Origin of the sequence: Azospirillum brasilense (genome assembly GCF_008365405.1) — a bacterium.
Classification (GTDB): domain Bacteria; phylum Pseudomonadota; class Alphaproteobacteria; order Azospirillales; family Azospirillaceae; genus Azospirillum; species Azospirillum brasilense_D.
This window is the reverse complement of record NZ_QOKV01000022.1, coordinates 23,172-47,006: the sequence shown is the minus strand read 5'-3', so window position 1 is coordinate 47,006 and position 23,835 is coordinate 23,172. Positions and strand designations below refer to the sequence as shown.

The following is a 23,835-nucleotide window of genomic DNA, read 5'->3' as shown; positions in this document are numbered from 1 at the left end:
TCTGCATGACTGATGCGGTTTTTGAAAGTGCGATAGGGTCCAGTCCAGAAATTACCGCCTTGGGCTTCCGTAACCCTCTCCCCTCTGGGGAGAGGGGATGTTGCAAAAGGACCCCTGTCATGAGCATCACCGACACAATGCCCCACACCTCGACCCACGCACCCGACCAGACCCGGCTCGGGCGCGGGCTGACCTTCGCCATGGCGACCGCCGCGGGGCTGGCCGTCGCGAACATCTACTACAACCAGCCCATGCTGGGCCTCATCGAAGGCGACCTGCCCGGCCCGCTGACCGGCATGATCCCGACCGCGACGCAGCTCGGCTACGCCGCCGGCCTGCTCCTGCTGGTGCCGCTGGGCGATCTGGTGGAGCGGCGGCGGCTGATCGTCGGGCAGTTCCTGCTGCTGGCCGCAGCGCTGGTCGCGACAGCGCTGGCGCAGGGTCCGGCCCTGCTGGTCGCCGCCTCGCTGCTGCTCGGCGTCTCGGCGACGGTGGCGCAGCAGATCGTCCCCTTCGCCGCGCACCTCGCCTCGCCGCAGCGGCGCGGGGCGGCGGTGGGAACCGTCATGTCGGGGGTGCTGACCGGCATCCTGCTCAGCCGCACGCTGGCCGGCTTCGTCGGGACGCACGAGGGCTGGCGCGCCATGTTCTGGCTGGCCGTGCCGCTGGCGCTGGGTGCCGCCGCGCTGATGGCCGTCATGCTGCCGCGCAGCCACCCGAACGCGTCCTTGCGTTACCCGGCGCTGATGCGCTCGCTGGTCCATCTGTGGCGGGAGTTCCCGGCCCTGCGGCTGGCCGCGGTCACCCAGGGGCTGCTGTTCGCCGCCTTCACCACCTTCTGGACCATCCTGGCGCTGCGTCTGGCCGAGCCGCGCTTCGGCCTGGGCGCCGACGCCGCGGGCCTGTTCGGCATCGTCGGCGCGGTCGGCATCCTGGCCGCTCCGATGGCCGGGCGGATCGCCGACCGCAGCGGGCCGCACCGGGTAATCCTGCTGGGCACGCTGCTGACGCTCGCCTCCTGGCTGCTGTTCGGGCTGTGGACGTCGGTCGCCGGTCTGGTCGCCGGGGTGATCCTGCTCGACTTCGCGGTTCAGGCGGCCCTGGTGTCGAACCAGCACATCGTCTACGCCCTGCGCCCCGAAGCCCGCGCCCGGCTGAACACCATCTTCATGGGCGGCATGTTTCTGGGCGGCGCGCTGGGGTCGAGCGCGGCGACGCTGGCCTGGAACGCCGGGGGCTGGACCGCCGTGACCGGTCTGGGCATCGCCGTCGCCGCGGCGGCCACCGCCCTGCAGCTCACCGCGCGGCGCCGGTAGGAGAGATTGGGGGGCCTACCGCCCTCCGCTCCGCGCCGAGCGTTCCAGGGAGCGGATGTGGGACAGGCCCGGCAGAATCTCGGAGCGGATGAACTCCAGCCGGCGCACCGGGCCGCCGCCACTGGAAAAACGGGCCTTCCACAGCGCCATCTTCACCGCCAGCCCGCACAGCACGCCGCCGATGGTGACGTGATGATTGGTGATCAGGTCGCGGATGCTGCGGAAGCTTTGGGCGTTGATGTTGCGCCAGAAATCCTTGGAGCGGTTGTCGAAGCTCTCGAACCGCCCGGTGATCGAAGCGGCGATCTCCGTCAGGTCGCGACCCACCTCGTCGAGCATCCGGGCGTGGCGGGCGTCGCGGCGGACCTCGCTGAAGCCGCGCACCGCGTCCATCCAGGCCAGGAAGGCCTGCACGTCGGGCACGATCTCGTCCAGGCACTGCTTGAAATAGGCCAGCGACAGGAAGATGTCGCCGTACTCCTCCAGGAAGGCCGGGATGTCGGCCATGGCGATGTCCAGCCGGTCGGCCATCATGGTCAGCCGGCGCCGCACCTCCGCCAGATCGGGTTCGGCGAACAGGCGGATCAGGTCCTCGACATTCTGCACCTGCACGTCGTCGCTGCCGTAGACGCTTTCGATCAGCGGCCGGGTGAAGACGCGCATGTAGCGGGTGAGCTGGTCCTTGCGGCGCTGCGACAGGCGGAGCGCCGCGTGCTCGTCCACCGCGATCTTCAGGCGCCGCAGCTCGATGCGCAGGGAATAGACGTCGAAGCTGGCGGCCTGGGCGATCTGCCCGATCATCAGCAGGTCGCGGTCCAGCTCGGGCGAGCGGTTGCCGAAATGCAGCGGCAGCTGGCTGGGCATCACCTGCCCGCTGCCGGCGTGGACGTCGTTGAACAGCTCCACCACCGTCTGGAGCCGGACGTTCTTGATCAGCCGCGCCCGGCGCAGGCCCGGAGTCTCCAGCGGCAGGATGGTCATCGGCAGGATATGAAGGGAGTCGCGGGCGGTGTCCTCGTCCCGGTCGTCCGGGCCGGGCAGCAGGGCCACGACGTGCGGCCACGCACCCGGCGGCCTGGCCTGTCGGCTCGGCTGCACAGCCAATCTCCCGGAATTCGGCCTGCCGGAACTCCGCCGCTCAGAAGCGCGGGAAGTTCAGCAGCGACATGGTGATGGACGGGTCGATGGCGATGATCGAGGAGCGTCCGCGGCTGTTGATCGGCCCGATGTAAGGGAGGTTTGTGGAGGCTCCCGCGGGCCCGCCGTTCTTCAGGTCGTACATGGCCGAGAAGCGGTCCAGGAACTTCCCGAGCTTGGCCGGGTCCTTGAAGTCGGCGATGTCGAAGCGCTTCTTCAGCTTGTCGACCAGCCGGTCGAGGTCGCCCAGCGCCGACTGCTCGGGAATGTCGAGCGCGGTGAAGACCACCTTCTGGAGCGCGCGGTCGGCCATCACCTGGTACCAGTTGGTGATGCGCGGCGCCTTGCGGTCGAAGTAGAGCGCCAGACGGACTGCCGGATTGCTCTCCTCCGCCTTCACCTCCAGCGACACGTCGACGTAGCGGTCGACGATGGCCTTGACGATCGCCGGCTCCTTCAGCGTGGCGCCCCCCGTCTCCTTGAAGGACAGGACGGTGGCCATCTCCTTGAACTTGGCGTCGTTCATGCGGTTGGCCAACGCCTCCGGGTCCTTCACCCCCTGGTCCAGCACCTTGCGGATGAGGGCGCGCGCGTAGGTCTGGCTTTCCAGGTCGAAGGCCACCATGACGAAGCGGTAGAGCTTGTCGTCCTTCAGCAACTCCTCGGCACTGGAGATCTTGCCGATGTTGGCCTCGAAATAGGCGATGTTGCGCTTCACGTCGGGGCGCGAGCGGATCATCGCGTCGTAGCGGTCCTGATTGCGGACGATCTGGCGATAATCCTGGAGCGTGCTCATGCCGTCACCTCCGGGGCCTTCGGCCGCCCGCTCTCCTCCGCCGCGTCCTCCGCCGGATCGGCGTAGGAGGGCGGGATGCGCAGGATCACCTCACCGGTGTGGGTGTCGAGCACCTCGGTGGACAGGCGGCCCGTGCCGGGGTCGAGGTTGACCCGGTAGGGCGGGATGGGGTCGGGCCGGCGGCCGTTGTCGGATTCCGCCGGCGCGCGGGTTTCCTCGACCACCTCGGTGGCCTTGACGGCTTCGACCTGGGCGGCGCGCAAGCGGTCGGCCTGGCGCTGGCGGGCTTCGGCGATCAGGTCGGCGCTGGCGGTGCCGCGCTCGCCGTTGACGCCGGACACGCCGCCGGTCAGCCCCTGGATGGGTGCGGGCATGGCGGTCACGCCTCCACGCGAGTCTCGGGGGCGCGCTCGTCCCGCGGGGGGCGCTGCGCGTTCAGCAGCCCGTCCTCGTAGGCCATCACCGGCCGCAGGCAGGCCAGCGCCTTGTAGTAGTCGCGGTCGCTGACGTTGCGCATCGCCTGCATGATGCGGTCCTGCATCTCCGGATGCATGAAGGCGGTGTAGAGCTTGGCCATCATGCCGGCGACGACGCTGCCGTACTCCTCCGCGGCCTGGGGGTCCAGAAGCATGCTCTGGATCACGAAATAGGCGCGGCGGACCGGCGTGTCGGCCTCGTCCTCCTGCATGATGTCGCTGCCGCGGATGATCTGGGCGAAGTTGCTGACGGTCAGGGTGTAGCGGCGGTTCTCGTTCTGCACGACGCAGCCATTGATGACCACGCGCTCGCAGGGCTTGAGGCGGAGCTTAAGCGCCATAGGACGCCTCCATCGGAGCGGGAGCCTCCGTGCGGGCCACGCCTTGCAGGCCGCGCATGACCGACCGGTTGATGTCGATCAGGACACCCGCGTCGGCCTCGCCGCGCAACACCTGGGTCGTCTGGCGGGCCACCGAGAAGGACAGCGAGACCAGCCCGGCGCGCAGCGCCTCGGGCAGCGCGTTGCCGTCCTCCAGCAGGTCGGCGCGCAGCGTGTTCCAGAGTTCCAGGTTGCGCCACAGCGCGTCCTTCAGCGCCGCCGACCGCCAGCCGGCGTCGCGGTTGGCCTCCAGATCCAGGGTGATGCGGAGGAAGACCAGATATTCGATGCGGCGCGGGTCTTCGCACTCGGCCATCGTCTGCTGGTAGGCGGCGATGCTCATGGTCGCACCTTATGCAACGCGCACGGGGGCGCCGGAATGGGGCTGGGACTGGATGTGAGACGAAAAAATGGCCGGCGCCCCGTCGGGAGCGGGACGCCGGCCGGACCGGGTTAGCGGAACAGCGAGAGAATGTTCTGCGGACCCTGGTTGGCGATCGACAGCGCCTGGGTGGCGAGCTGCTGCTGAACCTGGAGGGCCTGCAGGCGGCTCGATTCCTCGTTCATGTCGGCGTCCACCAGGGAGCCGATGCCCTTGTTCATCGAGTCGGTCAGCTTCGACACGAAGTCGTTCTGCACCGACACGCGGTTCTCGATGGAACCGATCACCGCGGCCTTGCCGATGGCCTTGTCGAGCAGGCCGTTGATGACCTCGAGCGACTTGGTGGCGTTGGAGGTCACGTCGATCTGCGTCAGGTCGGCCAAGCCGCCGAAGGCGTCACTTTCCTTCGAGCCGACCCACAGGCTGTCCACCTTGGCGGTGAAGTTGCCGTCGGTGTTCAGGTCCTGGTCGGTGAATTCCAGCTTGTCGCCGTTGAAGGCCACCTGGAAGTCGCCGCCGGCCGTGGTCAGGGCCGCGTTGACCGCGGTCTCGATCAGGCCCTGGGTGGTCGCCAGATCCGTGGTGTAGTCGATGCCCGACAGGTCCACCGTCACGGCGGTCTTGGTGCCCGCCTCGTTGGTGACGTTCAGGGTCAGGTTGCCCAGGCCCAGGTTCTGGCCGTCGATGAAGGTGGTGTCCGGCGCACCGATGGCGATGCCGACGCTGGCCTTCAGGTCGTTGGTGGAGTCCACCTGCTGCTCGATCGTGGCCTTGCCGACGATCGAGGAGACCTGCATGTCCTGGCGCTGGAAGCTGATGTAGCTCGGATCGACCGTGCCGGCGCTGCGGCTCAGCGACGCCAGGATGTCGACGTTCTGGTCCTTGGCCGTTCCGTCGTTGGAGTAGGTGATGCGCAGCAGGTTGTCGCCGTTGAAGGAGGCGTCGGCGGCAGCACCCTTCACCAGCTTGACGAGCTGGTCGATGTCGTTCTGGATCAGCGACTTGTCGACGCCGTTGGTCTGGCCGGCGATGACGCGGGCCTTCAGCGTCTGCAGGTTCTCGACGATGTTCTTGGACGCCACCGACGCGGTGTTGGTCGTGCCCGAGCCCAGCTCCAGCGATTCCTTCACCGCCTTGAAGCCGGCGACGTCGGCGCGCATGGTCGTGGCGATCGACCAGTAGGCGGCGTTGTCCTTGGCGTTGTTGACCTTGAGACCGGTCGAGATGCGATCCTGGGTGGTCGCCAGATCGTCGGTCACGCGGCGCAGCGTCTGCAGCGCGGTCATTGCCGAGGTGTTGGTCATGATCGAGGCCATGTGTATCTCCATTCGCGAGATGCAGAGCGCCTTTCTGACGCTGGGGCCGGGCTGCGCGGGCCTTCCCACTTGGTTTTATGGGCGCGCAACCGACCATTCGACTGTGACCGACCCCGTTTAAACCGGAGTAAAAAACCGCAGCATTTCCAGGGTGACGCATTCGTCTTTCAACGATGGGCATCTTTTAAAAGTAATCGCGTATTTTATAAAAATGCGGCGACCGCGCAAAGCGGCTCAGCCGCCGTCCTCCGGAGGGCCGCGGCCATGGCGTCTTTCAAAGTGTTGGGGGCAAAATGTCGGAAGCGGAGCGTAAGGCGGGACTTTGAAAGTAAGGCGCCGTCACTCGGCGGCGACGAGACAGCCGGGGTGCAGGCCGGACGCGGCGAAGGGGATGGCCGGGAAGCGGCGGGCGGCGGTGGCGGGTGCGGCGACCGGAGCGGCCTCTTCATGCTCGGGCGGGGCCTCGAACTTGTAGCCGCGGCCGTAGACGGTCTCGATGTAGCGGGCGCCGCCGGTGGCTTCGGCGATCTTCTTGCGCAGCTTGCAGATGTAGACGTCGATGACCTTGTCCAGCGGGTCGGCGCCGGACAGGCCGTAGACCTCGTCGTAGATGTGCTCCTTGGACACGACGCGGCGGTGATGGGCGGCCAGGACGCCGAGGATGGCGTGCTCGCGCTGGCTCAGCCGCAGCCGCTCGCCATCGACGTCCGGATCGCGCCCGTCGAGGAACACCGTCAGCCGGCCCACCCGCACCGCGTTGCTCAGCAGGCCGCGCGAGCGCCGCCGCGCCACCTCAATGCGCGCCCGCACCTCGGCGCTGACCACCGGCTTGACCAGCACGTCGTCGGCCCCGGCGTGCAGCAGCTCCACCGTCGTCGTCACGCAGCGCCGGTCGAGCAGGCAGAGGATCGCCGCCCCGACCTGATGCGCCCGCAGCGCCGCCACGCAACGCGCCGGGTCATCGACGCCGCCCAGAACGATGGCGTCGTAGCCCAGCCCGTCCGCGCCCTGCTCCCGCAGAAGCTCCTCCAGCCCGGCCCAGTCCTGGCGATCGTAGCGGATCTTCCCCATGCCGAGCTGACGGCCGAGCGCGTCGGCGATCAGGGGGTTCGGTTCAACCAGGACAGCGCGCATGGGATTCTCCGCAACAGGGGTTTCAACTAGAGGGCGGGAGGACAAGGCACTTAAAATTTTCCTTAATTCCGAGTGCTTTATTTTCTCACACCCTCAGGTAATAGCCTTCCTGTACCGCGAGTCAACCATTCGGCTTACCTCAAGGGATAATGTTACGGCCCGCTTTTATATGACTTTTAATATCCGTTAAGGCGTAGATTCTTGGCTGCTCTTTGCCTCGAAATTCGAAGCATTTTCCTCCCGAGTTGCCCGCAACGCCGTACCTCCCCAGCCCACCTCGCTCCGGCTTGAACCGGGCTTTAATCCGACTGTATTTCACTGGTGGCGAGAGGATGCGAACGGGGGAGAGGAACCGATGCCGCGCAACAGACAAGCGATTGCCGGAACCGCCCTTGCGGGCGTCCTCCTGCTGGCGGGCGGCTGCGCGATGACCTCCCCGCCCCCAGACACCGCCTACCGGCAGGCGCTGGAGGCGGCGGTGGAGGCCGGGCGGTGCGAGGGGCCGACGGTGGAAGCGCTATGGACCGCCTACGACCGCTGGTTTGCCGTGGCGGCCAGCCTCGCCTCCTACCACCGCGGGACGGAGGCCGGTGCCCTGCTGCGGCAAGGGGAAGCCTTCCGCATCCTGGGCTGCCCCGCCGCGGCGCGCGACACCTATGAGACGCTTCTGCAACGCTTCCCCGACCCCGATTACGAGCTGGAGCGCAACGCCGCCCGCCGCGGCCTGATGGATCTGCCGATCACCCCGCCGACGCCCCTGCTGCGCCCGGCGCCCGCCGTCACCTCGGCCCTGCGCGGCCCCGTCGCCACGGACCGCGACGACGGCTGAACTGCAGGCCCGTCTTGTGGATTCGCGGGGCCGGGCCGTGGGGCCGGGCCGTATGGCTGCCATGACGCTCCGCACCATTGTTCCCAGGCATGATATATCAGTAACCTGACGGTCAACCGGGCCGAGACCCGGGCCATCCTTCAGATTGCTGCCCTCCTGCCTGGAAGCGCCCTCCGGCCATGCCCGACTGCTCCCGCTCCCCGGAAGGGGTGTCCGCCGCCCAGCCTGCGCCGTCCTACGGCCGCGAGCGCCGCGACGATCCCGTGCGCGGGATTCTGATGGTCGTCGCCGCGGTCTTCTTCTTCTCCTGCTCCGACGCGACGGCGAAGTATCTGGCCCAGACGCTGCCCTCCATCGAGATCGGCTGGATGCGCTACGTCGGCTTCACCACGCTGCTGCTGCCGCTGATGATCCGCGGCGGTCCGCCGGTGATGAAGACCGCCAGCCCCAGCCTGCAGGTCCTGCGCGCTCTGGGGATGCTCGGGTCGGCGTTGTTCTTCATCATGGGCATGCGTTATCTGCCCCTGGCCGAGGCGGCGGCGACCAGCTACGTCTCGCCCGTCTTCGTCACGGTGCTGTCGATCCTGGTGCTGGGCGAGAAGATCGGACCGCGCCGTTGGGCGGCGGTCCTGGTCGGGCTGCTCGGCGTGCTGATCGTCATCCGGCCCGGCGGGGCGGCCTTCCAGCCGGCGGCCATCTTCCCCATCCTGTCGGCGATGAGCTGGGCGACCGGCGTGGTCATCACCCGCAAGATGACCGGGCAGGAGCATCCCACCACCACCCTGATCTGGACCGCCCTGACCGGCCTCGCCGTACTGACCATTCTGCTGCCCTTCAACTTTGCCATGCCGACCGGAACGGAGGTGGCGTTGGGCGCCCTGATCGGGCTGGTCTCCACCATGGGGCAATGGCTGATGGTCCAGGCCTACCGCTTCGGCGAGGCGTCGGTGCTCGCCCCCTGCTCCTACGTGCAGATCGTCTGGTCCACCCTGCTGGGCTTCCTGATCTTCGGAGCGCTGCCCGACCACTGGACCTTCCTGGGCGCCGGGATCATCATCGCCAGCGGCCTCTACACCGCCCATCGCGAGCGGCTGCGCAAGAAGCAGCAAAACACCGCAGCGCCCGCGCGATGACCCGCGATCGGCATGACCGGCGCCCGAAAAGCCTTGCCTCGGGCATTGATATATTAGTATACTTGGCCCTAGGAGGCACGGGACTAAAAACCCGTGTTGTTCGAAGTCTTTAGCAGGAACCGGCGGGCTCGACCGCCGGACGGGGGATGGCGATGGGTGAGTCCGCGCGCCGGGTTGCGGCCCTTGGCGAATGCATGATCGAACTGGTGCGCCGTCCCGACGGGACCTTCACCATGGGCTTCGGCGGCGACACCCTGAACACCGCCGTCTACATGGCGCGGCTGGGCGTGGCAACGGATTACGTGACGGCGCTGGGCGACGACACCAACAGCGACGCCATGGTCGCCACTTGGGAGGCCGAGGGCGTCGGCACCGGCCATGTGCTGCGCGTCCCCAACCGCGTCCCCGGCCTCTACATGATCGAGACGGACGACAGCGGCGAGCGGCGCTTCCTCTACTGGCGCGATTCCGCGCCGGCCCGCGACCTGTTCGTGCTGCCCGACAGCCCGGCGCTGGTCGCCGATCTGGAAGGCTACGACCTGCTCTACATGTCCGGCATCAGCCTAGCCATCTGGGGCGAGCGCGGGCGGGAGGTGCTGTTCCCCATGCTCGACCGCCTGCGCGAGCGTGGCGGCCGCGTCGCCTTCGACACCAACTGGCGTCCCCGCCTGTGGCCCGACCGCGAGACGGCGCAGCGCGCCTACGACGCGATGCTCCAACGCACCGACATCGCCCTGCCGGGCGTCGAGGATCTGCGCGGCCTCTACGGCGACGCCGATGCCGACACCGCCATGGCCCGCGTGCGCGGCGCCGGAGTGACGGAGATCGTTCTCAAGCTGGAGAAGCCGGGCTGCATCGTCTCCGCTCCCGGTGTCGAGGAGACCGTGCCGTCGGAAAAGGTCGCCAAGGTCGTGGACACGACCGCGGCGGGCGACAGCTTCAGCGCCGGCTATCTCAGCGCCCGCCTGAAGGGCCTCGGCCCGGTGGAGGCGGCGCGCTCCGCCCACCGCATCGCCGCCGTGGTCATCCAGCACCGCGGCGCCGTCATCCCGCGCGACGCCATGGCGTCCGTGCTGGACGGCTGATCCCCTGACGGAGGGACCCTCCATGCCCCCAGGCCAACCCTCTACGGGCCAACCATCCACAGGCCTAGCCACGACCGTTCCCGCCATCGTCAAACCGCCCCGCGCGTCGCAGCGCGGGACAACGGCGGCGGCGGCCATCTACCGCGACCTGCGGGCCGACATCGTGTCGCTGGCCCGCAAGCCGGGCGACCCGATCGTGGAGAAGCTGGTGGCCGAAGCCTTCGGCGTCAGCCGCACCCCGGTGCGCGAGGCCGTCCTGCGGCTGGCCGACGAGGGATTGGTGGAGGTCTTTCCGCAATCGGGCACCTTCGTGGCGCGCATCCCCATCGCCGACCTGCCGGAAGCCAACCTGATCCGCAAGACGCTGGAGCAGGCGACCGTCCGCTTCGCGGCGGAACGCGCGACGCGCAGCCAGATAGCCGCCCTCCAGGCCAATCTGGAGCGCCAGCGCGAGGTGGACGCCTCGGGCTGCGCCGACGGCTTCCATCAGGCGGACGAGGCGTTCCACGCGCTGATCGCCGACATCGCCGGCTATCCCGGTTTCTGGCCGATCACCCAGCAGGTGAAGGTGCAGATCGACCGCTGCCGCCACCTGACCCTTCCCTTTCCCGGCCGCATGGCGACCGTCATCGCCGAGCACGAGGCCATCGTCGCCGCCATCGCGGACCATGACCCCGACCGCGCGGTGAAAGCGCTCGGCGACCACATCGACGGCCTGCTGCTGACCATCGACGACATGCGGCTCGCCACCCCACTGTATTTCTCTCCTGCCGAGGCCCTGACATGACCCACCCGCGTCTTGAACCCTCCCTGTCCGGCCCGCGCATCGTCCCGGTCCTCGTCCTCGACGAGCCGGACACCGCGGTCGCCCTGGCCGAGGCGCTGGTCGCCGGCGGCCTGACCACGCTGGAGGTGACGCTGCGCACCCCCGCCGCCCTGGCCTGCGCGGAGGCCATCGCCGCCCGCGTTCCGGGCGCCCTGGTCGGCCTCGGCACGCTGATCCGGCCCGAGCAGTTCGCCCAGGCCCGCGACGCCGGCGCCCGCTTCGTCGTCAGCCCCGGCCTGACCGACCGTCTGGCGGAGGCCGCCAAGACCGCCGGCCTGCCCTATCTGCCGGGCATCGCCACCGTGACCGAGGCGCTGATCGCCATGGAGCACGGCTTCCGCGAGCTGAAGTTCTTCCCGGCCATGCTGAACGGCGGCGCCCCGGCGCTGCGCGGCATGGCGCCGCTGATGCCGGAAATCCGCTTCTGCCCGACCGGCGGCCTCAAGGCGGAGCATGTGAAGGAGATCCTGTCGCTTCCCAACGTCTTCGCGCTCGGCGGCACTTGGCTGACTCCGGCCGACGCCGTAAAGGAGCGCCGCTGGTCCGAGATCGAGCGGCTGGCCCGCGAGGCCTCCGCCCTGGCCCAGGGCTGATTGACGATGGCGGGGCGGCGCCGCGTCGGCGTGATCGGGCTGGGCATGGCGGCGACGCCGCACGCCCAGAGCCTGCTGGATCTGGCGGACCGCGTCGAGGTGGCGGGCTGCTTCAGCCCGTCCGCCGAGCGCCGCACCGCCTTCGCGGCGCGCTTCGGCCTGCCGGCGGTGGACCGGGCGGAGTCGATCCTCGATGATCCCACCGTCTCCGCCGTCCTGCTGCTGACCCCGCCGGACACCCACGCCGACCTCGTCGCCCGCTGCGCCGCCGCCGGCAAGCACGTCCTTCTGGAGAAGCCGCTCGACGCCACCCCCGCCGGCTGCCGCGCGGTGGTGGAGAGCATGGAACGCGCCGGGCTGACACTCGGCGTCATGCTCCAGCACCGCTTCCGCGCCGCCGCGGAACGGCTGGCGGAGCTGCTGCGCAACGGCACGCTGGGCCGCCCGCTGTCGGCCTCCGTCGTGGTGCGCTGGTGGCGCGACGACGCCTATTACGCCCAACCGGGGCGCGGCATGAAGGCGCGGGACGGCGGCGGGGTGCTGCTGACCCAGGCCATCCACACGCTGGACCTTTATGTCAGCCTGCTCGGCCTGCCGCGGGAGGTCGCCGCCTTCGCCAACACCAGCGGCCTGCGCCCCATCGACACCGAGGACGTGGTGTGCGCCGCCCTGCGCTACGACGGCGGGCTGCTCGCCACGGTGGACGCCACCACCGCCGCCTATCCCGGCTATCCGGAGCGCATCGAGATCGCCGGGACCGCCGGCTCCGCCCTGCTGACCGGCGACCGGCTGGAGGTGCAGCTGCGCTCCGGCGGGACGGTCCAGGCCGGGGAGACGGCGGGCACGCTGGGCGGCGGGGCCGATCCCATGGCCTTCTCCAACGCCCACCACCGCGCCGTCCTGGCCGACTTCCTCGACGCGCTCGACCGCGGCGGCCAGCCGCGCGTGTCCGGGCGGGAGGCGCTGAAGGTCCACCGGCTGATCGAGGCGATCCTCCGGGCGTCCGAAAGCGGCGCCGTCACGGCGGTTCCGGAGAGCTGAACCAAGTGGCCACCATGCCCCCTCTCCCGCCCCGGGAGAGGGGGCCCGCGCAGCGGGCGGGTGAGGGTAGAATCAAGGATCAAGCCCCGATCCTCGGCGTTACCCTCACCCTTCCCACGCTTCGCGCGGGCCCCTTCCCTCTCCCGGGACGGGAGAGGGCATTCGAGAGCCCTTCACGTCACGCTCACGAACTCGTGTCCCGCGCTTGATTTGCCGGGACCGGCGACCAAGGCTAGATGAGGGACGGGGGGCGCTGTCGCCTCCCGGCGGCTTTCCTGTGGAGAGTGTTCATGCTCATCAAAGTCCGGAGCGCGTCGCAAGCCAGCGAGAACGAGGTGACGCCCCGCGGCCTGTTCCTGTCCCGGCGTTCCATCATCGCCGGAGGCGCCGCAGCCTTGGCGCTCGGCGGCACGGGTGCCGTGCCGGGTCCGGCGCTGGCCGCGCCCTTCCAGGCCCCGCTGACGGTCAGCCCGAAGGACCCCAAGATGGACGCCCAGACTCCGATGAAGTCGGCGACCAGCTACAACAATTTCTACGAGTTCGGGACGGACAAGACCGACCCGTCCGAGAACGCCGGCTCGCTGCGCACCCGCCCGTGGGAGATCGCGGTGGACGGCGATGTCGGGAAGCCCACCACCTTCGGCATCGAGGACCTGCTGTCCTTCCCGCTGGAGGAGCGCGTCTACCGCCTGCGCTGCGTCGAGGGCTGGTCGATGGTCATCCCCTGGGTCGGCTTCCCGCTGGCCGAGCTGCTGAAGCGCGTGGACCCGACCGGCAACGCCAAGTACGTCGCCTTCCAGACCCTGGCCGACCGCTCCCAGATGCCCGGCCTGAAGTATCCCGTGCTGCAATGGCCCTATGTCGAGGGGCTGCGCATGGACGAGGCCATGCACCCGCTGACCATCCTGGCGGTCGGCATGTACGGCGAGACGCTGCCAAACCAGAACGGCGCGCCGGTGCGGCTGGTCGTGCCGTGGAAGTACGGCTTCAAGTCGATCAAGTCGATCGTCCGCATCACCCTGACGCAGGACCAGCCGCCGACCTCCTGGAACCGCTCGCAGCCGCGCGAGTACGGCTTCTATTCGAACGTGAACCCGGAGGTCGACCACCCGCGCTGGAGCCAGGCGACGGAGCGCCGCGTCGGCGAGTTCTCCCGCCGCAAGACGCTGCCCTTCAACGGCTATGGCGAAGAGGTGGCGTCGCTCTACGCCGGCATGGACCTGCGGAAGAACTACTGAGATGGCCGCCGCCCAAAAAAGTGTGTCGAAAGGACCGGTCGCCCAGGCGCTGTCCTCGCGCGGGGCGAAACCGGCGGTGTTCGCCCTGGGCCTCCTCCCGCTCGGCTGGATGGTCTGGCTGGGCGTGAGCGGCGGGCTGGGGGCGGAACCGGTGGCCGAGGCGGTGCGGCAGAGCGGGCTGTGGGCGCTGCGCCTGCTGCTGGTAGCACTGGCCGTCACGCCGCTGCGCATCCTGACGGGTCAGGCGGGGCTGGCGCGCTTCCGCCGGATGATCGGGCTGTTCGCCTTCTTCTACGCGCTGCTGCACGTCTCCGTCTATGTGGGGGTGGACCAGTTCTTCGACTGGGCGGCGGTGTGGAAGGACATCGTGAAGCGGCCCTACATCACCGTCGGCATGGGCGCCTTCGTGATCCTGACGGCGCTGGCCGCGACCTCGACCAACGGCATGGTGCGGCGGCTCGGCGGGCGGCGCTGGAAGGCGCTGCACAAGGCGGTGTTCGTCGCTGGGGCGGCGGGCTGCGTCCATTACGTGATGCTGGTCAAGGGCTGGCAGTACCCGCCCTTCGTCTACGCGGCGATCTTCCTGGGTCTGGTCGCGCTGCGCTACGCGAAGTCGCCGGCGGCGGGACGGCTCTCCCCGTCCTACCGGACCTGAGCCCGCACCGCACGCCTCAGCCCGAGCGGCAGGCACACCCGCATCCCGTCCGCCCCCACGGCCACCACCTCGACCTCCGTCCCGTAGACCTCGCGCATCATCGCGGCGGTTATGACCTCGTCCGGCGTGCCGAAGCGGGCCAGCCGCCCGCCATGCAGCAGCGCCACCCGGTCGGCGATGGCGAAGGCCTGCTCCGGGTGGTGGGTGGAGAAGACGACGGTCAGAGCCTCCCCGCCCTCGCCGTCCGCCAGCCGCCGCACCTGCTCCAGCACGCGCACCTGATTGCCGAAGTCCAGGCTGGCGGTCGGCTCGTCGAGCACCAGCACGCGCGGCGCCTGGGCCAGGGCGCGGGCGATCAGGGCCATCTGCCGCTCACCGCCGCTGATGCGCAGCCAGTCGCGCTCGGCCAGATGCCCGATGCCCAGCCGTTTCAGCGCGGCCTCGGCGGCGGCGTGGTCGGACTCGGCGGGGGCGCTGAAGGCGCCGCGGTGGGCGGTGCGGCCCATCAGCACCATCTCGCGCACGGTGAAGGGAAACTGCCCCGCCCCCGCCTGCGGGACATAGCCGAAGGCCAGCGCCCGGCGGCGCGGCGACCAGCCGGCGGTGTCCTCCCCATCGACCCGCACCCGCCCGCCGCGCGGCGGCAGCAGGCCGAGCAGCGTCTTGAACAGCGTCGTCTTGCCGCCGCCGTTGGGGCCGAGCAGGCACAGCACCTCCCCCGCCGCCACGGCGAAGCCGACCCCGGCGCCGACCACCCGCTCGCCATAACCGAAGGCGAGGTCCTCCACCGACAGCCGCGCGCTCATGACCAGCCGCGCTTTCCGAAGGCGAGCAGCCAGAGGAAGACCGGCGTGCCGATCACCGCCGTGAGCACGCCCAACGGCAGCTCCACCGGCCCCAGGCTGCGCGCCAGCGTGTCCACCGCCAGCAGATAGGCCGCCCCCAGCAGCACCGCCGTGGGCAGCAACCGGACGAAGGCCGGGCCGACCATCAGCCGGGCAAGGTGCGGCACCAGCAGCCCGACCCAGCCGACGATGCCGCTGACCGACACCGCGGCGGCGGTCATCAGCGTCGCCGCCACGATCACCACGATCCGCACCGCCCGCACCGGCACGCCAAGCGCCGTCGCGTCCTCGTCGCCCAGCGTCATCACGTCCAGCCGCCAGCGCAGCAGGACCAGCGGCAGCAGCGCCACCGCCACCGGCGGGACCAGCGCCGCGAGGTCGCCGCGGTTGACCGCCGACAGGCTGCCGAGCAGCCAGAAGGTGATCGCCGGCAACTGGTTGTAGGGGTCGGCCAGATACTTCAGCAGCGCCACGCCGGAGCCCAGCAGCGCCCCGATCACCACGCCGCCCAGCACCAGGACCAGCACCGGGTCCCGCCCGCGGATGGCCGAGGCGACGGCCAGCACCACCCCCACCGCCAGCAGCCCGCCCGCGAAGGCCATGCCCTGGATGGCAAAGACCGGCAGCGAGGCGAAGATGCCCAGCACCGCCCCCAGCGCCGCCCCCGACGACACGCCGAGGATGTCCGGCGAGACCAGAGGGTTGCGGAACAGCCCCTGATAGGCGGCACCGGACGCCGCCAGCCCCGCCCCGACCAGCATGGCGGTCAGCACGCGCGGGCCGCGGATGTCCCAGATCACCGTCTCCACCGCCGGGGCGACGGTCACGCTGCCGCCCAGCTTCGCCCATAGCAGCCCGGCCAGCTCCCCCGGCGAGACGGGATAGGCGCCGACGCTGAAGGCGACGCAGACCGCGGCGACCAGCACCGCCGCCACCCCGCCCAGAGTCAACGCGAAGGGGACCTCACCCCGGCGGACGGCTGCCGGCGAGGAGGGCGTCGATCTGGCTTGCGGTGGGCTCCCGGTGGTAGAAGAGGGCATAGAAACGTCGCGTCTCCTCGCGCAGATCCTCCGGAAACAGCTCCGGATAGAGGACGGCGCCCAGCCAGCGCAGGCCGAGCAGGCGGTTGGCGGCGGGCGGGGAATCGATCCAGGTGAAGGGCAGCCCCGGTGAGAGGTAGACGCGCCGGTCGCGCACCGCCTTCACCCCCTGCCACAGCGGGTCGGTCCACACGCTCTCGTAAAAGCCGCGGTCGATGGTGACGATGGCGTCCGGCTGCCAGGCCAGGACCTGCTCCATTGACACGTTGACCAGCCCGCCGTCGCCGAGATTCTCCGCCGCGACGTTGCGCACCCCGGCGACGTCCAGCGCCTCGACGTTGATGGAGCCGCGGATGCCGGTCTGCAGGCCGCGCGGCCCGCGCGCCATGTAGACCTTCAGCCGCTGGTCTTCCGGCACGCCGTCGAAGCGCCGACGCACCTCGGCCAGGGTCGTTTCGGCGTAGCGGGCCAACTCCTCCCCCCGCTCCGCCACGCCCATCAGCGTGCCGAGCGTGCGGAAGGTGCGCGCGGAGTCGGCGAGATGCCCGTCGATCAGCAGGGTCGGCACCCGCGTCTGCTCCTGCACCCGGTCGGCCAGCGACACGAAGGTCGGGGCGGTGCTGCCGACATCGACGACGACGTCCGGCCTCGCCGCGACCACGGTTTCGAGGTTGACGGTGTTGCCGCGCCCGGTCAGCCGCCCCAGCTCCGGCAGGTCGGCGTAGCGGTCGGGGAGGAAGGGCCGCTCCGGCGGGCTGATCGCCCGCGTCCAGCCCAGAAGTTTCTGGGGCGCCAGCATGTAGACGACGACGGAGGCCGGCGGCCCGGCAGGGAACACGCGCTCCACCCGGTCCGGCAGGGCGACGCGGCGTCCGGAGAAATCCGTGACCATCCGCTCCGCCACCGCCGGCCCGGCCAGCAGCGCGAGCAGCAGCCCGGTGCCCGCGATCCACCTATGTCTGCCCACCATGCCGATCCTGCTTCTTCCGTAGCGCCCTTCCAAAGCATGGGGTCTGCGCCCGCCACCGTCCATACGACAGTTGCTATTGAATCCCCTCTCCCGTCCCGGGAGAGGGGAGGGGCCCGCGCAAGGCGCGGGAAGGGTGAGGGGACTGGCAACGGGCAAGCGCCTTGATCCTCGGCTTTACCCTCACCCGGCCCTTCGGGCCACCCTCTCCCGGGGCGGGAGAGGGACACCGCCCGCGAAGGTCACGCTTTGGCCACGGGCGGCCTCCCCATCCGAACGGATAGGGTGCGGCGGTCCGCTCACCACCCCCGTGCCGCCCGATGACCGCATCCCCGCTCCGCCGCACCGCCCTCGCCACCGCCGCCCTGCTCGCGCTGTCCGGCTGCGCCGGGTTCGGTTCGGCGGTCACCGGGGTGACCACGGCGGGCGTGGCGGCGACGGTCGGTTCGGCCACCGGCAACCCGGTGCTGGGCATCATCGCCGGCGCCGGGGCCAGCTACGGCATCGACCAGGGCGTGAAATACGCGGAGCGGCGGATCACCGACAATGTCCACAACGCCGTCGCCCGCGCCGCCGGCCCGCTCGCCGTCGGGCAGGCGGCGACCTGGACGGTGGAGGAGAAGCTGCCGCTCAGCGGCAAGACCGGCACCGTGCAGGTGGCGCGCGGCTTCGGCGAGGCGATCCCCTGCAAGGACGTGGTCTTCACGCTGGACGACGCGCCGGACTTCAACGTCACCACCATCTGCCGGGCCAAGGACGGCCAGTGGCGCTGGGCGTTGGCCGAGCCCTCAACCCGGCGCTGGGGCAGCCTGCAATAACGCATGCAGTCGGCCATGTACGCACGGCCCGCGATGGGGTAAAGCTCCGCGGGCAGTTGCGTCACGGGTTTGCGTCACGGGAGTCCGCGCATGTTCACGGCCAAAATCCTTCTTCTCGGCTCGGGCGAACTCGGGAAGGAGTTCGTCATCGCCGCCAAGCGCCTCGGCTGCGAGGTCATCGCCTGCGACAGCTACGCCAACGCTCCGGCGATGCAGGTCGCCGACGCCGCGGAGGTCTTCTCCATGCTCGACCCGGACGCCCTGCGCGCGGCCATCGCCAAGCACACGCCCGACTTCATCGTGCCGGAGGTCGAGGCCATCCGCACCGAGGTGCTGCACGAGTTCGAGGACGCCGGCCTGACCGTCGTGCCCTCCGCCCGCGCCGCCACCATGACGATGAACCGCGACCGCATCCGCGAGGTCGCCGCGGTGGAACTGGGCCTACGCACCTCCAAGTACCGCTACGCCGAAAGCCTGGAGGAGGTTATCGCCGGGGCGGAGCACACCGGCCTGCCCTGCGTCATCAAGCCGGTCATGTCCTCCTCCGGCAAGGGGCAGAGCACCGTCCGGACCAAGGAGGAGCTTGAGGCCGCCTGGACCTACGCCGTCGCCAACATGCGCGGCGACCGCCGGAAGGTCATCGTCGAGGAGTTCGTGCCCTTCGAGTACGAGATCACCCTGCTGACCGTCCGCACCCGCGAGGGCATCCTGTTCTGCGAGCCGATCGGCCACCGGCAGGAGCGCGGCGATTATCAGGAGTCCTGGCAGCCGGTGCCGATGCCCGCGGCGCTGCTGGACGACGCCAAGGACATGGCGGCCAAGGTCGTGGACAATCTCGGCGGCTACGGCATCTTCGGCGTCGAGTTCTTCGTCACCAGGGACGAGGTGGTCTTCTCCGAGCTGTCGCCGCGCCCACACGACACCGGAATGGTGACCCTGCTGTCGCAGAACCTGTCGGAGTTCGACCTGCACGCCCGCGCCATCCTGGGCCTGCCGATCCCGGCGATCCATGTCCGCGGCCCGTCCGCCTCCGCCGTCATCCTGGCCGACCGCGAGGCCGAGCGCTTCGCCATCGAGGGGCTGGCCGACGCGATGCGCGTGGGCAGCGCGGAGCATGACGTGGATGTCCGCCTGTTCGGCAAGCCGACGACCCGCAAGAACCGCCGCATGGGCGTGGCGCTCGCCGCCGGCACGGACACCGACGACGCGCGCGACCGGGCGCTGAAGGCGGCCTCGGCGGTCAGCATCCGCTACGAGTGACACCCCCCGCGATTGATGGCGGTCAGGTAATCGTCAGGCCGCCGTCGATCGCGAAGACCGCCCCGGTGGTCCAGGCGGCCTCCGGCGCGGCCAGGAAGACGGCGATGCCGCCGAGATCGCTGGCCTCGCCGATGCGGCCCAGAGGGTAGAGCCGCTTGACCAGCTCCGCCATGGCGCGCTGGTCGTCCTCGGGCATCGCGGCGATGGTGCGGCGGCGCAGCTCGGTGTCCACCGTGCCCGGTGCGATGGCGTTGACGCGAATGCCGCGCGGCGCCAGCTCATAGGCCATGGCCTTGGTCAGGGAATTGAGCGCCCCCTTGGTCAGCGAATAGAGGCTGGACGGCCGCCCCGGCAGCATCTTCCCGGCGAAGTAGGACGAGATGTTGATGACCGCTCCCCCCTCGGCGGGCATAAGCGGCACCAGCGCCTGGGTCAGGAAGAAGGGGGCGGTGACGTTCAGGGCGACGCTGTGCTCGTACTGCGCCCGGTCGGCCTCCAGATAGGGGACGAAGGTCGCCGTGCCGGCGTTGTTGACCAGCGTGTGGACCGCCCGGCCGAAGCCCTTGATCTCCGCCACCGCCCGCTCCAACCCGTCCGGCTGCCCCAGATCCGCGGCGACGGTCACGACCCGCGTTCCGTTCGCGGCGAGCCGCGCCGCCGCGTCGGCGAGCTTCCCGGTGTTGCGCGCGACGAGGCAGAGATCCGCCCCCTCCCGCGCGAAGGCCTCAGCGATGGCGCAGCCGATGCCGTCCGACCCGCCGGTGACGACGGCGAATGTGTTTGAAAGCCTCATCCGATCCCTGTCCTTTTCCGGTGGGGTCAATGGGCCGACACGCCGAGATAGCGCTGCTGCAAGCCGTCGTCCTCCCACAACTCCTTGGAAGACGTGACCAGAGCGATCTGGCCGCCGGACATGATGGCGACGCGCTCCGCCGCGCTGGTGCCGACGCGCAGGTTCTGCTCGACGATCAGGACGGATGTGCCGTCGCGGCGCAGATCGCCCAGCACCTCCAGCAGATGATCGACGATCTTCGGGGCCAGCCCCTCCGACGGCTCGTCGAGGATCAGCAGGCGCGGGTTGGTCAGCAGCGCCCGCCCGATGGCCAGCATCTGCTGCTCGCCGCCGGAGAGCTGGTTGCCGAAGTTGCGGCGGCGCTCGGCCAGCCGCGGGAAGACGGTGTAGACGCGCTCCACCGTCCAGGGGCCGGGCCGCCGGCCCTCCATCAGGCGCAGATGCTCGTCCACGGTGAGCGAGGGGAACACCCGCCGCCCCTGCGGGACGATGGACACGCCCTGCCCGGCGATGTCGTGCGGCTTGCGCCCGGCCAGTTCCACGCCGTTGAAGCGGATCGATCCCCGCCCGGCGGGCAGCAGCCCGATCAGCGCGCTGCACAGCGTCGTCTTTCCCGCCCCGTTGCGGCCGAGGATCGCCAGGCTCGGCCCGTCGAGCCGCAGTTCGACGCCGTGCAGCACCGGAAGCGCGCCGCGCCGCACCTCCAGCCCGCTGACGACCAGCGCGTTAGTGCTTTCCACCAAGATAGATCTCCCGAACCAGGGGGTTGGCGCGAATCTCCGACGGGGTGCCCGACGCCACCACCGCGCCGTCGCGCATGACGGTGATGCGGTCGGCCAGCGACAGCGCCACGTCCATGTCGTGCTCGACGAACAGCATGGTGATGCGGCGCGGCAGCCCGCGCAGGATCTCGACCAGACGGCCGCGGCCCTGCGGGGACATGCCGGCGGCGGGCTCGTCCATCAGCAGCAGCTCCGGCTCCCCGGCCAGCGCCATGGCGATCTCCAGCTCCCGCTGCTGGCCGTAGGACAGGGTGGCGACCGGCTGGGCCAGCACCTCGTCCAGCCGGAAGCGCGCCGCGCAGGCCCGCGCCGCCTCCACCTGCTCGCGATGGTGCCGCCAGGGGCGGACGCTGAAGCGCGGCCCCCGGCTGCCCATCACCGCGACGCGGAGGTTGTCCTCCACCGAGCGGTCGGCGAAGGTCAGGCTGGTCTGGAAGGTGCGCCCGATGCCCAGCCGCGCCCGCTGGTGCGGGCGCAGGCGCGAGATGTCGCGGGTCTTGAAGGCGATGCCGCCGGCGGTCAGCGGCACCTCCCCGGAGATGGCGTTGAACAGCGTCGTCTTCCCGGCCCCGTTGGTGCCGAGCAGGGCGTGGCGCTCCCCCGGCGCCAGCGCCAGGGACACCCCGTTCACCGCGCGCACGGCGCCGAAGCTGATGGACACATCCCGGACGGTCAGGATCGGCGGCGTGGGCATGGCGGGCCTCCGGAGGACGCGGCGTTCTGGCGCGGCGGTCAGTTGCAGGACGGGTTGTCGCGCGAGGCCGGGCCGAGCGCCAGGAACTTGGCCCGGTCCATGCCGAGCGCCTGATCGACGCCCTTCGCCACCTTCACCACCTTGCTGTAGAAGGCGCCGTCGGGCCGCTGGGCGACCTCCGTCACGAAATTGTCGGCGATGGCCTGCCGGTTCTCGTCCAGCCGGATCGCACCGGTCGGCGAGCGGTCGGTCAGCTCGGTCTTCGCCAGCGCCGCCTGGAACGCCTTCTGCCCGTCGTCCAGCGTGCCGCCGACCTGATCCAGCGCCTGGAGCACCGCCAGCGTGCTGATGTAATAGCCGTGGGCGAACAGCGACGGCGATTCCAGCCCGTCCGGGAACTTCGCCTTGTAGGCCTTGACGAACGCGACCCATTTCGGGTCCTCGTTGGAATCGGCGACCGGGCCGGCGGCGATCATCCCCAGCACCTTGTTCTTGAAGGCGCCCTTGGAGCTGAGAACGGTCTGGTCCACGGTGACGCTGCTGCCGATCAGCGGCGCCGTGCCGCCGGACTGGTAATATTGGGTCAGGAAATTCACCGCGTCCGCCCCGCCCAGCAGGACATACACGGCGTCCACCTTGTCCGGCAGCTTGGCGATGACCGAGGTGAAGTCCTTGGTGCCGACGGGCACCCAGTTCTTCTGGGCGATCTTGCCGCCGCGGCTGCAATATTCTGCCTGGAAGCCCATCACCTGGGAATAGGGAAAGGAATAATCCTCCGACACGACGGCGATGTGGCGGTAGCCCTTGGTCTCGTAGGCGTAGCTGCCCAGCCCGGCCTGCCACTGCGCGCCGTCCAGGGTGAAGCGGTAGAAGTTCGGCGCCGGGTCGCGCAGCGTCGTGTCCTGCGCGCCCGAGGTGCCGTTGACGAAGGTCTTGGACGGGACCGACTTGGCGTATTCCTTGACGGCGATGCCCTCGCCGCCGGACAGCGGGCCGACGACGATGTCCACCTTGTCCTGCTCGATCAGCTTGCGGGTCTTGGCGACCGCCACGTCGGGCTTGGCGTTGGAGGATTCCTTCACCAGCACGATCCGCTTGCCGGCGACCTGCCCCTTGAAGGCGTCCACCGCCAACTCCACGCCGCGCATGCCGTCCAGGCCGGATTGCGCGAAGGGTCCTTCCAAGGTGGCCAGCGCGCCGATGCGGATGTCTTGCGCGAAGGCCGGGGACAGGGCCGTGCCGGACAGGAGAGCCGCGACGCCGGCGGCGCCCAGCACCGTGTGCAAGGTCGTCTTCATACCGTTTTCCTCCCGTTTTTTGCGCACACGCCGGTCCAGGCCGGCTTGATCTGGGCGCGCAGTTGTTGGATCAGTCCGATCAGGCCGTCCTTCGCGAAGAGGACGATGACGATGAAGACGGCCCCGATCACCAGATTGAAGCGCTCGCGGTCGATCACCGACGCGGCGTAGTTCTCCAGAAGGACGAAGGCGGCGGCCCCCAGGAAGGCGCCCAGCGGGTGCCGGATGCCGCCCAGCACCGCGACGACCAGCAGGTTGACCGCCGCGTGCACGTCCACCGCCCCCGGCGACATCTGGCCGCTGAACCAGGTGTTGAGGACGCCGCCGACCGAGGCGATCAGCCCGGCGATGCCGAAGGCGGCGATGCGCAGCAGCGTCGTGCTGAAGCCGAGCGCCGCGACCCGCCGCGGGGCGTTGCGCAGGGCGTGCAGCTGCAGGCCGAAGGGCGTGCGGTCGAGATGCAGGACAGCGGCGGCCGACAGGACGGCGGCGGCCAGCGCCATGCCGTAGAAGGGGATGGGCGCCCGCAGGTCGATGCCGAACAGCTCCGGCGGTTTAAGCCCGTTGATGCCGTCGAAGCCGTTGAAGACCTCGGTGTTCTGCGAGACGAGGTAGAACAGGCTGACCGACATCGCCAGCGTGATCATCAGCAGATAGATGCCGCTGGACCGCACCGACACCCAGCCGACCAGCAGGCCGGCCAGCGTCCCCATGCCCAGCGCCGCACCGACCGCGAGCGGCCAGGGCACCGCCATGCCGACGCCGGTGATGTTGGGTGACAGCAGCGCCAGCGTGTAGCCGGCCACCCCCGCCACCCCGGCCTGGGCGAAGGACACCAGCCCGGCGCTGGAGGTCAGGAAGGTCAGGCTCAGCGCCATGGTGCCGATGATCAGCACGCGGGCGGCGAGGGTGCCGACCCAGAAGTCGCCGGCGACCAGCGGAAAGGCCAGACCGGCCAGCGCCAGCCACAGAACGGGATGGCGAAGGAGTTGCTGAGGCAT

26 protein-coding genes are annotated in these 23,835 nt (G+C 70.0%); 11 read left to right on the top strand and 15 right to left on the bottom strand.

From position 1 onward, the window contains the following. Positions 1-119 precede the first annotated feature (119 nt). Positions 120-1,316: an MFS transporter gene (locus DS837_RS25720; RefSeq protein ID WP_211102412.1), complete on the top strand. Its 1,197-nt coding sequence runs from the start codon at positions 120-122 to the stop codon at positions 1,314-1,316. Positions 1,317-1,331: 15 nt separating this feature from the next. Here DS837_RS25720 and DS837_RS25715 read toward each other — a convergent pair whose 3' ends face one another. The 7 genes from DS837_RS25715 to DS837_RS25685 form a co-directional block, all read right to left on the bottom strand. Further along, positions 1,332-2,366 (bottom strand): hypothetical protein, encoded by a 1,035-nt coding sequence (locus tag DS837_RS25715; RefSeq protein WP_014199647.1) that lies wholly within the window; start codon positions 2,364-2,366, stop codon positions 1,332-1,334. A gap of 88 nt (positions 2,367-2,454) precedes the next feature. Beyond that, positions 2,455-3,249, bottom strand: coding sequence for a DUF1217 domain-containing protein (locus tag DS837_RS25710; protein ID WP_119510512.1), 795 nt, complete (start codon positions 3,247-3,249; stop codon positions 2,455-2,457). Next, positions 3,246-3,623 carry a FlaG family protein gene (locus DS837_RS25705; protein WP_149167336.1) on the bottom strand — a complete coding sequence of 126 codons (378 nt, stop codon included), beginning with the start codon at positions 3,621-3,623 and terminating at the stop codon, positions 3,246-3,248. Before DS837_RS25705 ends, DS837_RS25710 begins: the two co-directional genes overlap by 4 nt. 5 nt (positions 3,624-3,628) lie before the next feature. After that, complete coding sequence (locus DS837_RS25700) at positions 3,629-4,066, bottom strand: flagellar biosynthesis repressor FlbT (protein ID WP_149167335.1); 438 nt, start codon at positions 4,064-4,066, stop codon at positions 3,629-3,631. Beyond that, a complete protein-coding gene (flaF, locus tag DS837_RS25695) occupies positions 4,056-4,448 on the bottom strand; it encodes a flagellar biosynthesis regulator FlaF (protein WP_109072449.1) in 393 nt (130 codons plus the stop codon). Before flaF ends, DS837_RS25700 begins: the two co-directional genes overlap by 11 nt. 110 nt (positions 4,449-4,558) lie before the next feature. Continuing rightward, on the bottom strand, positions 4,559-5,803 hold the full coding sequence (locus DS837_RS33150) for a flagellin N-terminal helical domain-containing protein (protein ID WP_149167334.1): 1,245 nt from the start codon (positions 5,801-5,803) through the stop codon (positions 4,559-4,561). Between the two features lie 339 nt (positions 5,804-6,142). Further along, positions 6,143-6,937, bottom strand: a complete 795-nt coding sequence (locus DS837_RS25685; RefSeq protein WP_149167333.1) for a response regulator transcription factor — start codon at positions 6,935-6,937, stop codon at positions 6,143-6,145. Positions 6,938-7,292: 355 nt separating this feature from the next. On the opposite strand from DS837_RS25685, the gene DS837_RS25675 reads away from it, so the two are divergent. From DS837_RS25675 to DS837_RS25640, 8 genes are all read left to right on the top strand, one after another. Continuing rightward, the gene (locus tag DS837_RS25675) at positions 7,293-7,766 is read left to right on the top strand and encodes a hypothetical protein (RefSeq protein ID WP_149167332.1); all 474 of its coding nucleotides are present in this window, start codon (positions 7,293-7,295) and stop codon (positions 7,764-7,766) included. Positions 7,767-7,945: 179 nt separating this feature from the next. Continuing rightward, positions 7,946-8,899 (top strand): DMT family transporter, encoded by a 954-nt coding sequence (locus tag DS837_RS25670; protein ID WP_149167331.1) that lies wholly within the window; start codon positions 7,946-7,948, stop codon positions 8,897-8,899. Between the two features lie 152 nt (positions 8,900-9,051). Continuing rightward, the gene (locus DS837_RS25665) at positions 9,052-9,984 is read left to right on the top strand and encodes a sugar kinase (RefSeq protein WP_149167330.1); all 933 of its coding nucleotides are present in this window, start codon (positions 9,052-9,054) and stop codon (positions 9,982-9,984) included. A gap of 22 nt (positions 9,985-10,006) precedes the next feature. Then, the gene (locus DS837_RS25660) at positions 10,007-10,771 is read left to right on the top strand and encodes a GntR family transcriptional regulator (protein WP_149167329.1); all 765 of its coding nucleotides are present in this window, start codon (positions 10,007-10,009) and stop codon (positions 10,769-10,771) included. Further along, complete coding sequence (gene eda, locus DS837_RS25655) at positions 10,768-11,403, top strand: bifunctional 4-hydroxy-2-oxoglutarate aldolase/2-dehydro-3-deoxy-phosphogluconate aldolase (RefSeq protein WP_149167328.1); 636 nt, start codon at positions 10,768-10,770, stop codon at positions 11,401-11,403. Before DS837_RS25660 ends, eda begins: the two co-directional genes overlap by 4 nt. A 6-nt stretch (positions 11,404-11,409) precedes the next feature. Beyond that, positions 11,410-12,444 (top strand): Gfo/Idh/MocA family protein, encoded by a 1,035-nt coding sequence (locus tag DS837_RS25650; protein WP_149167327.1) that lies wholly within the window; start codon positions 11,410-11,412, stop codon positions 12,442-12,444. Between the two features lie 290 nt (positions 12,445-12,734). Beyond that, positions 12,735-13,682: a protein-methionine-sulfoxide reductase catalytic subunit MsrP gene (gene msrP, locus DS837_RS25645; protein WP_149167326.1), complete on the top strand. Its 948-nt coding sequence runs from the start codon at positions 12,735-12,737 to the stop codon at positions 13,680-13,682. Between the two features lies 1 nt (position 13,683). Beyond that, positions 13,684-14,337 (top strand): protein-methionine-sulfoxide reductase heme-binding subunit MsrQ, encoded by a 654-nt coding sequence (locus DS837_RS25640; protein ID WP_149167325.1) that lies wholly within the window; start codon positions 13,684-13,686, stop codon positions 14,335-14,337. Here DS837_RS25640 and DS837_RS25635 read toward each other — a convergent pair. The 3 genes from DS837_RS25635 to DS837_RS25625 are packed head-to-tail and all read right to left on the bottom strand — an operon-like array spanning position 14,325 to position 17,192. Continuing rightward, positions 14,325-15,143 carry an ABC transporter ATP-binding protein gene (locus DS837_RS25635; protein ID WP_149167324.1) on the bottom strand — a complete coding sequence of 273 codons (819 nt, stop codon included), beginning with the start codon at positions 15,141-15,143 and terminating at the stop codon, positions 14,325-14,327. The genes DS837_RS25640 and DS837_RS25635 overlap by 13 nt on opposite strands. Then, positions 15,140-16,132 carry a FecCD family ABC transporter permease gene (locus DS837_RS25630; protein ID WP_247890134.1) on the bottom strand — a complete coding sequence of 331 codons (993 nt, stop codon included), beginning with the start codon at positions 16,130-16,132 and terminating at the stop codon, positions 15,140-15,142. The genes DS837_RS25635 and DS837_RS25630 overlap by 4 nt, the downstream gene beginning before the upstream one ends. A gap of 13 nt (positions 16,133-16,145) precedes the next feature. Continuing rightward, positions 16,146-17,192: an iron ABC transporter substrate-binding protein gene (locus tag DS837_RS25625; RefSeq protein ID WP_149167323.1), complete on the bottom strand. Its 1,047-nt coding sequence runs from the start codon at positions 17,190-17,192 to the stop codon at positions 16,146-16,148. 317 nt (positions 17,193-17,509) lie between these two features. Between DS837_RS25625 and DS837_RS25615 the strand changes: the two genes are divergently transcribed. Together DS837_RS25615 and purT are read left to right on the top strand one after the other, a co-directional pair. Next, positions 17,510-18,007 carry a hypothetical protein gene (locus DS837_RS25615; RefSeq protein ID WP_149167321.1) on the top strand — a complete coding sequence of 166 codons (498 nt, stop codon included), beginning with the start codon at positions 17,510-17,512 and terminating at the stop codon, positions 18,005-18,007. A gap of 90 nt (positions 18,008-18,097) precedes the next feature. Further along, positions 18,098-19,267, top strand: a complete 1,170-nt coding sequence (gene purT, locus DS837_RS25610) for a formate-dependent phosphoribosylglycinamide formyltransferase (protein ID WP_149167320.1) — start codon at positions 18,098-18,100, stop codon at positions 19,265-19,267. Positions 19,268-19,289: 22 nt separating this feature from the next. Here the strand turns inward: purT and DS837_RS25605 are convergent, their stop codons facing one another. The 5 genes from DS837_RS25605 to DS837_RS25585 are packed head-to-tail and all read right to left on the bottom strand — an operon-like array spanning position 19,290 to position 23,835. Continuing rightward, entirely contained in the window at positions 19,290-20,060 is a 771-nt protein-coding gene (locus DS837_RS25605; RefSeq protein WP_149167319.1) for an SDR family NAD(P)-dependent oxidoreductase, read from the bottom strand. Positions 20,061-20,086: 26 nt separating this feature from the next. Beyond that, a complete protein-coding gene (locus DS837_RS25600) occupies positions 20,087-20,800 on the bottom strand; it encodes an ABC transporter ATP-binding protein (RefSeq protein WP_247890133.1) in 714 nt (237 codons plus the stop codon). Further along, positions 20,787-21,536: an ABC transporter ATP-binding protein gene (locus DS837_RS25595; RefSeq protein ID WP_149167318.1), complete on the bottom strand. Its 750-nt coding sequence runs from the start codon at positions 21,534-21,536 to the stop codon at positions 20,787-20,789. The genes DS837_RS25600 and DS837_RS25595 overlap by 14 nt, the downstream gene beginning before the upstream one ends. A gap of 38 nt (positions 21,537-21,574) precedes the next feature. Continuing rightward, complete coding sequence (locus DS837_RS25590; protein ID WP_149167317.1) at positions 21,575-22,834, bottom strand: ABC transporter substrate-binding protein; 1,260 nt, start codon at positions 22,832-22,834, stop codon at positions 21,575-21,577. Beyond that, positions 22,831-23,835 (bottom strand): branched-chain amino acid ABC transporter permease, encoded by a 1,005-nt coding sequence (locus DS837_RS25585; RefSeq protein ID WP_170295976.1) that lies wholly within the window; start codon positions 23,833-23,835, stop codon positions 22,831-22,833. The genes DS837_RS25590 and DS837_RS25585 overlap by 4 nt, the downstream gene beginning before the upstream one ends.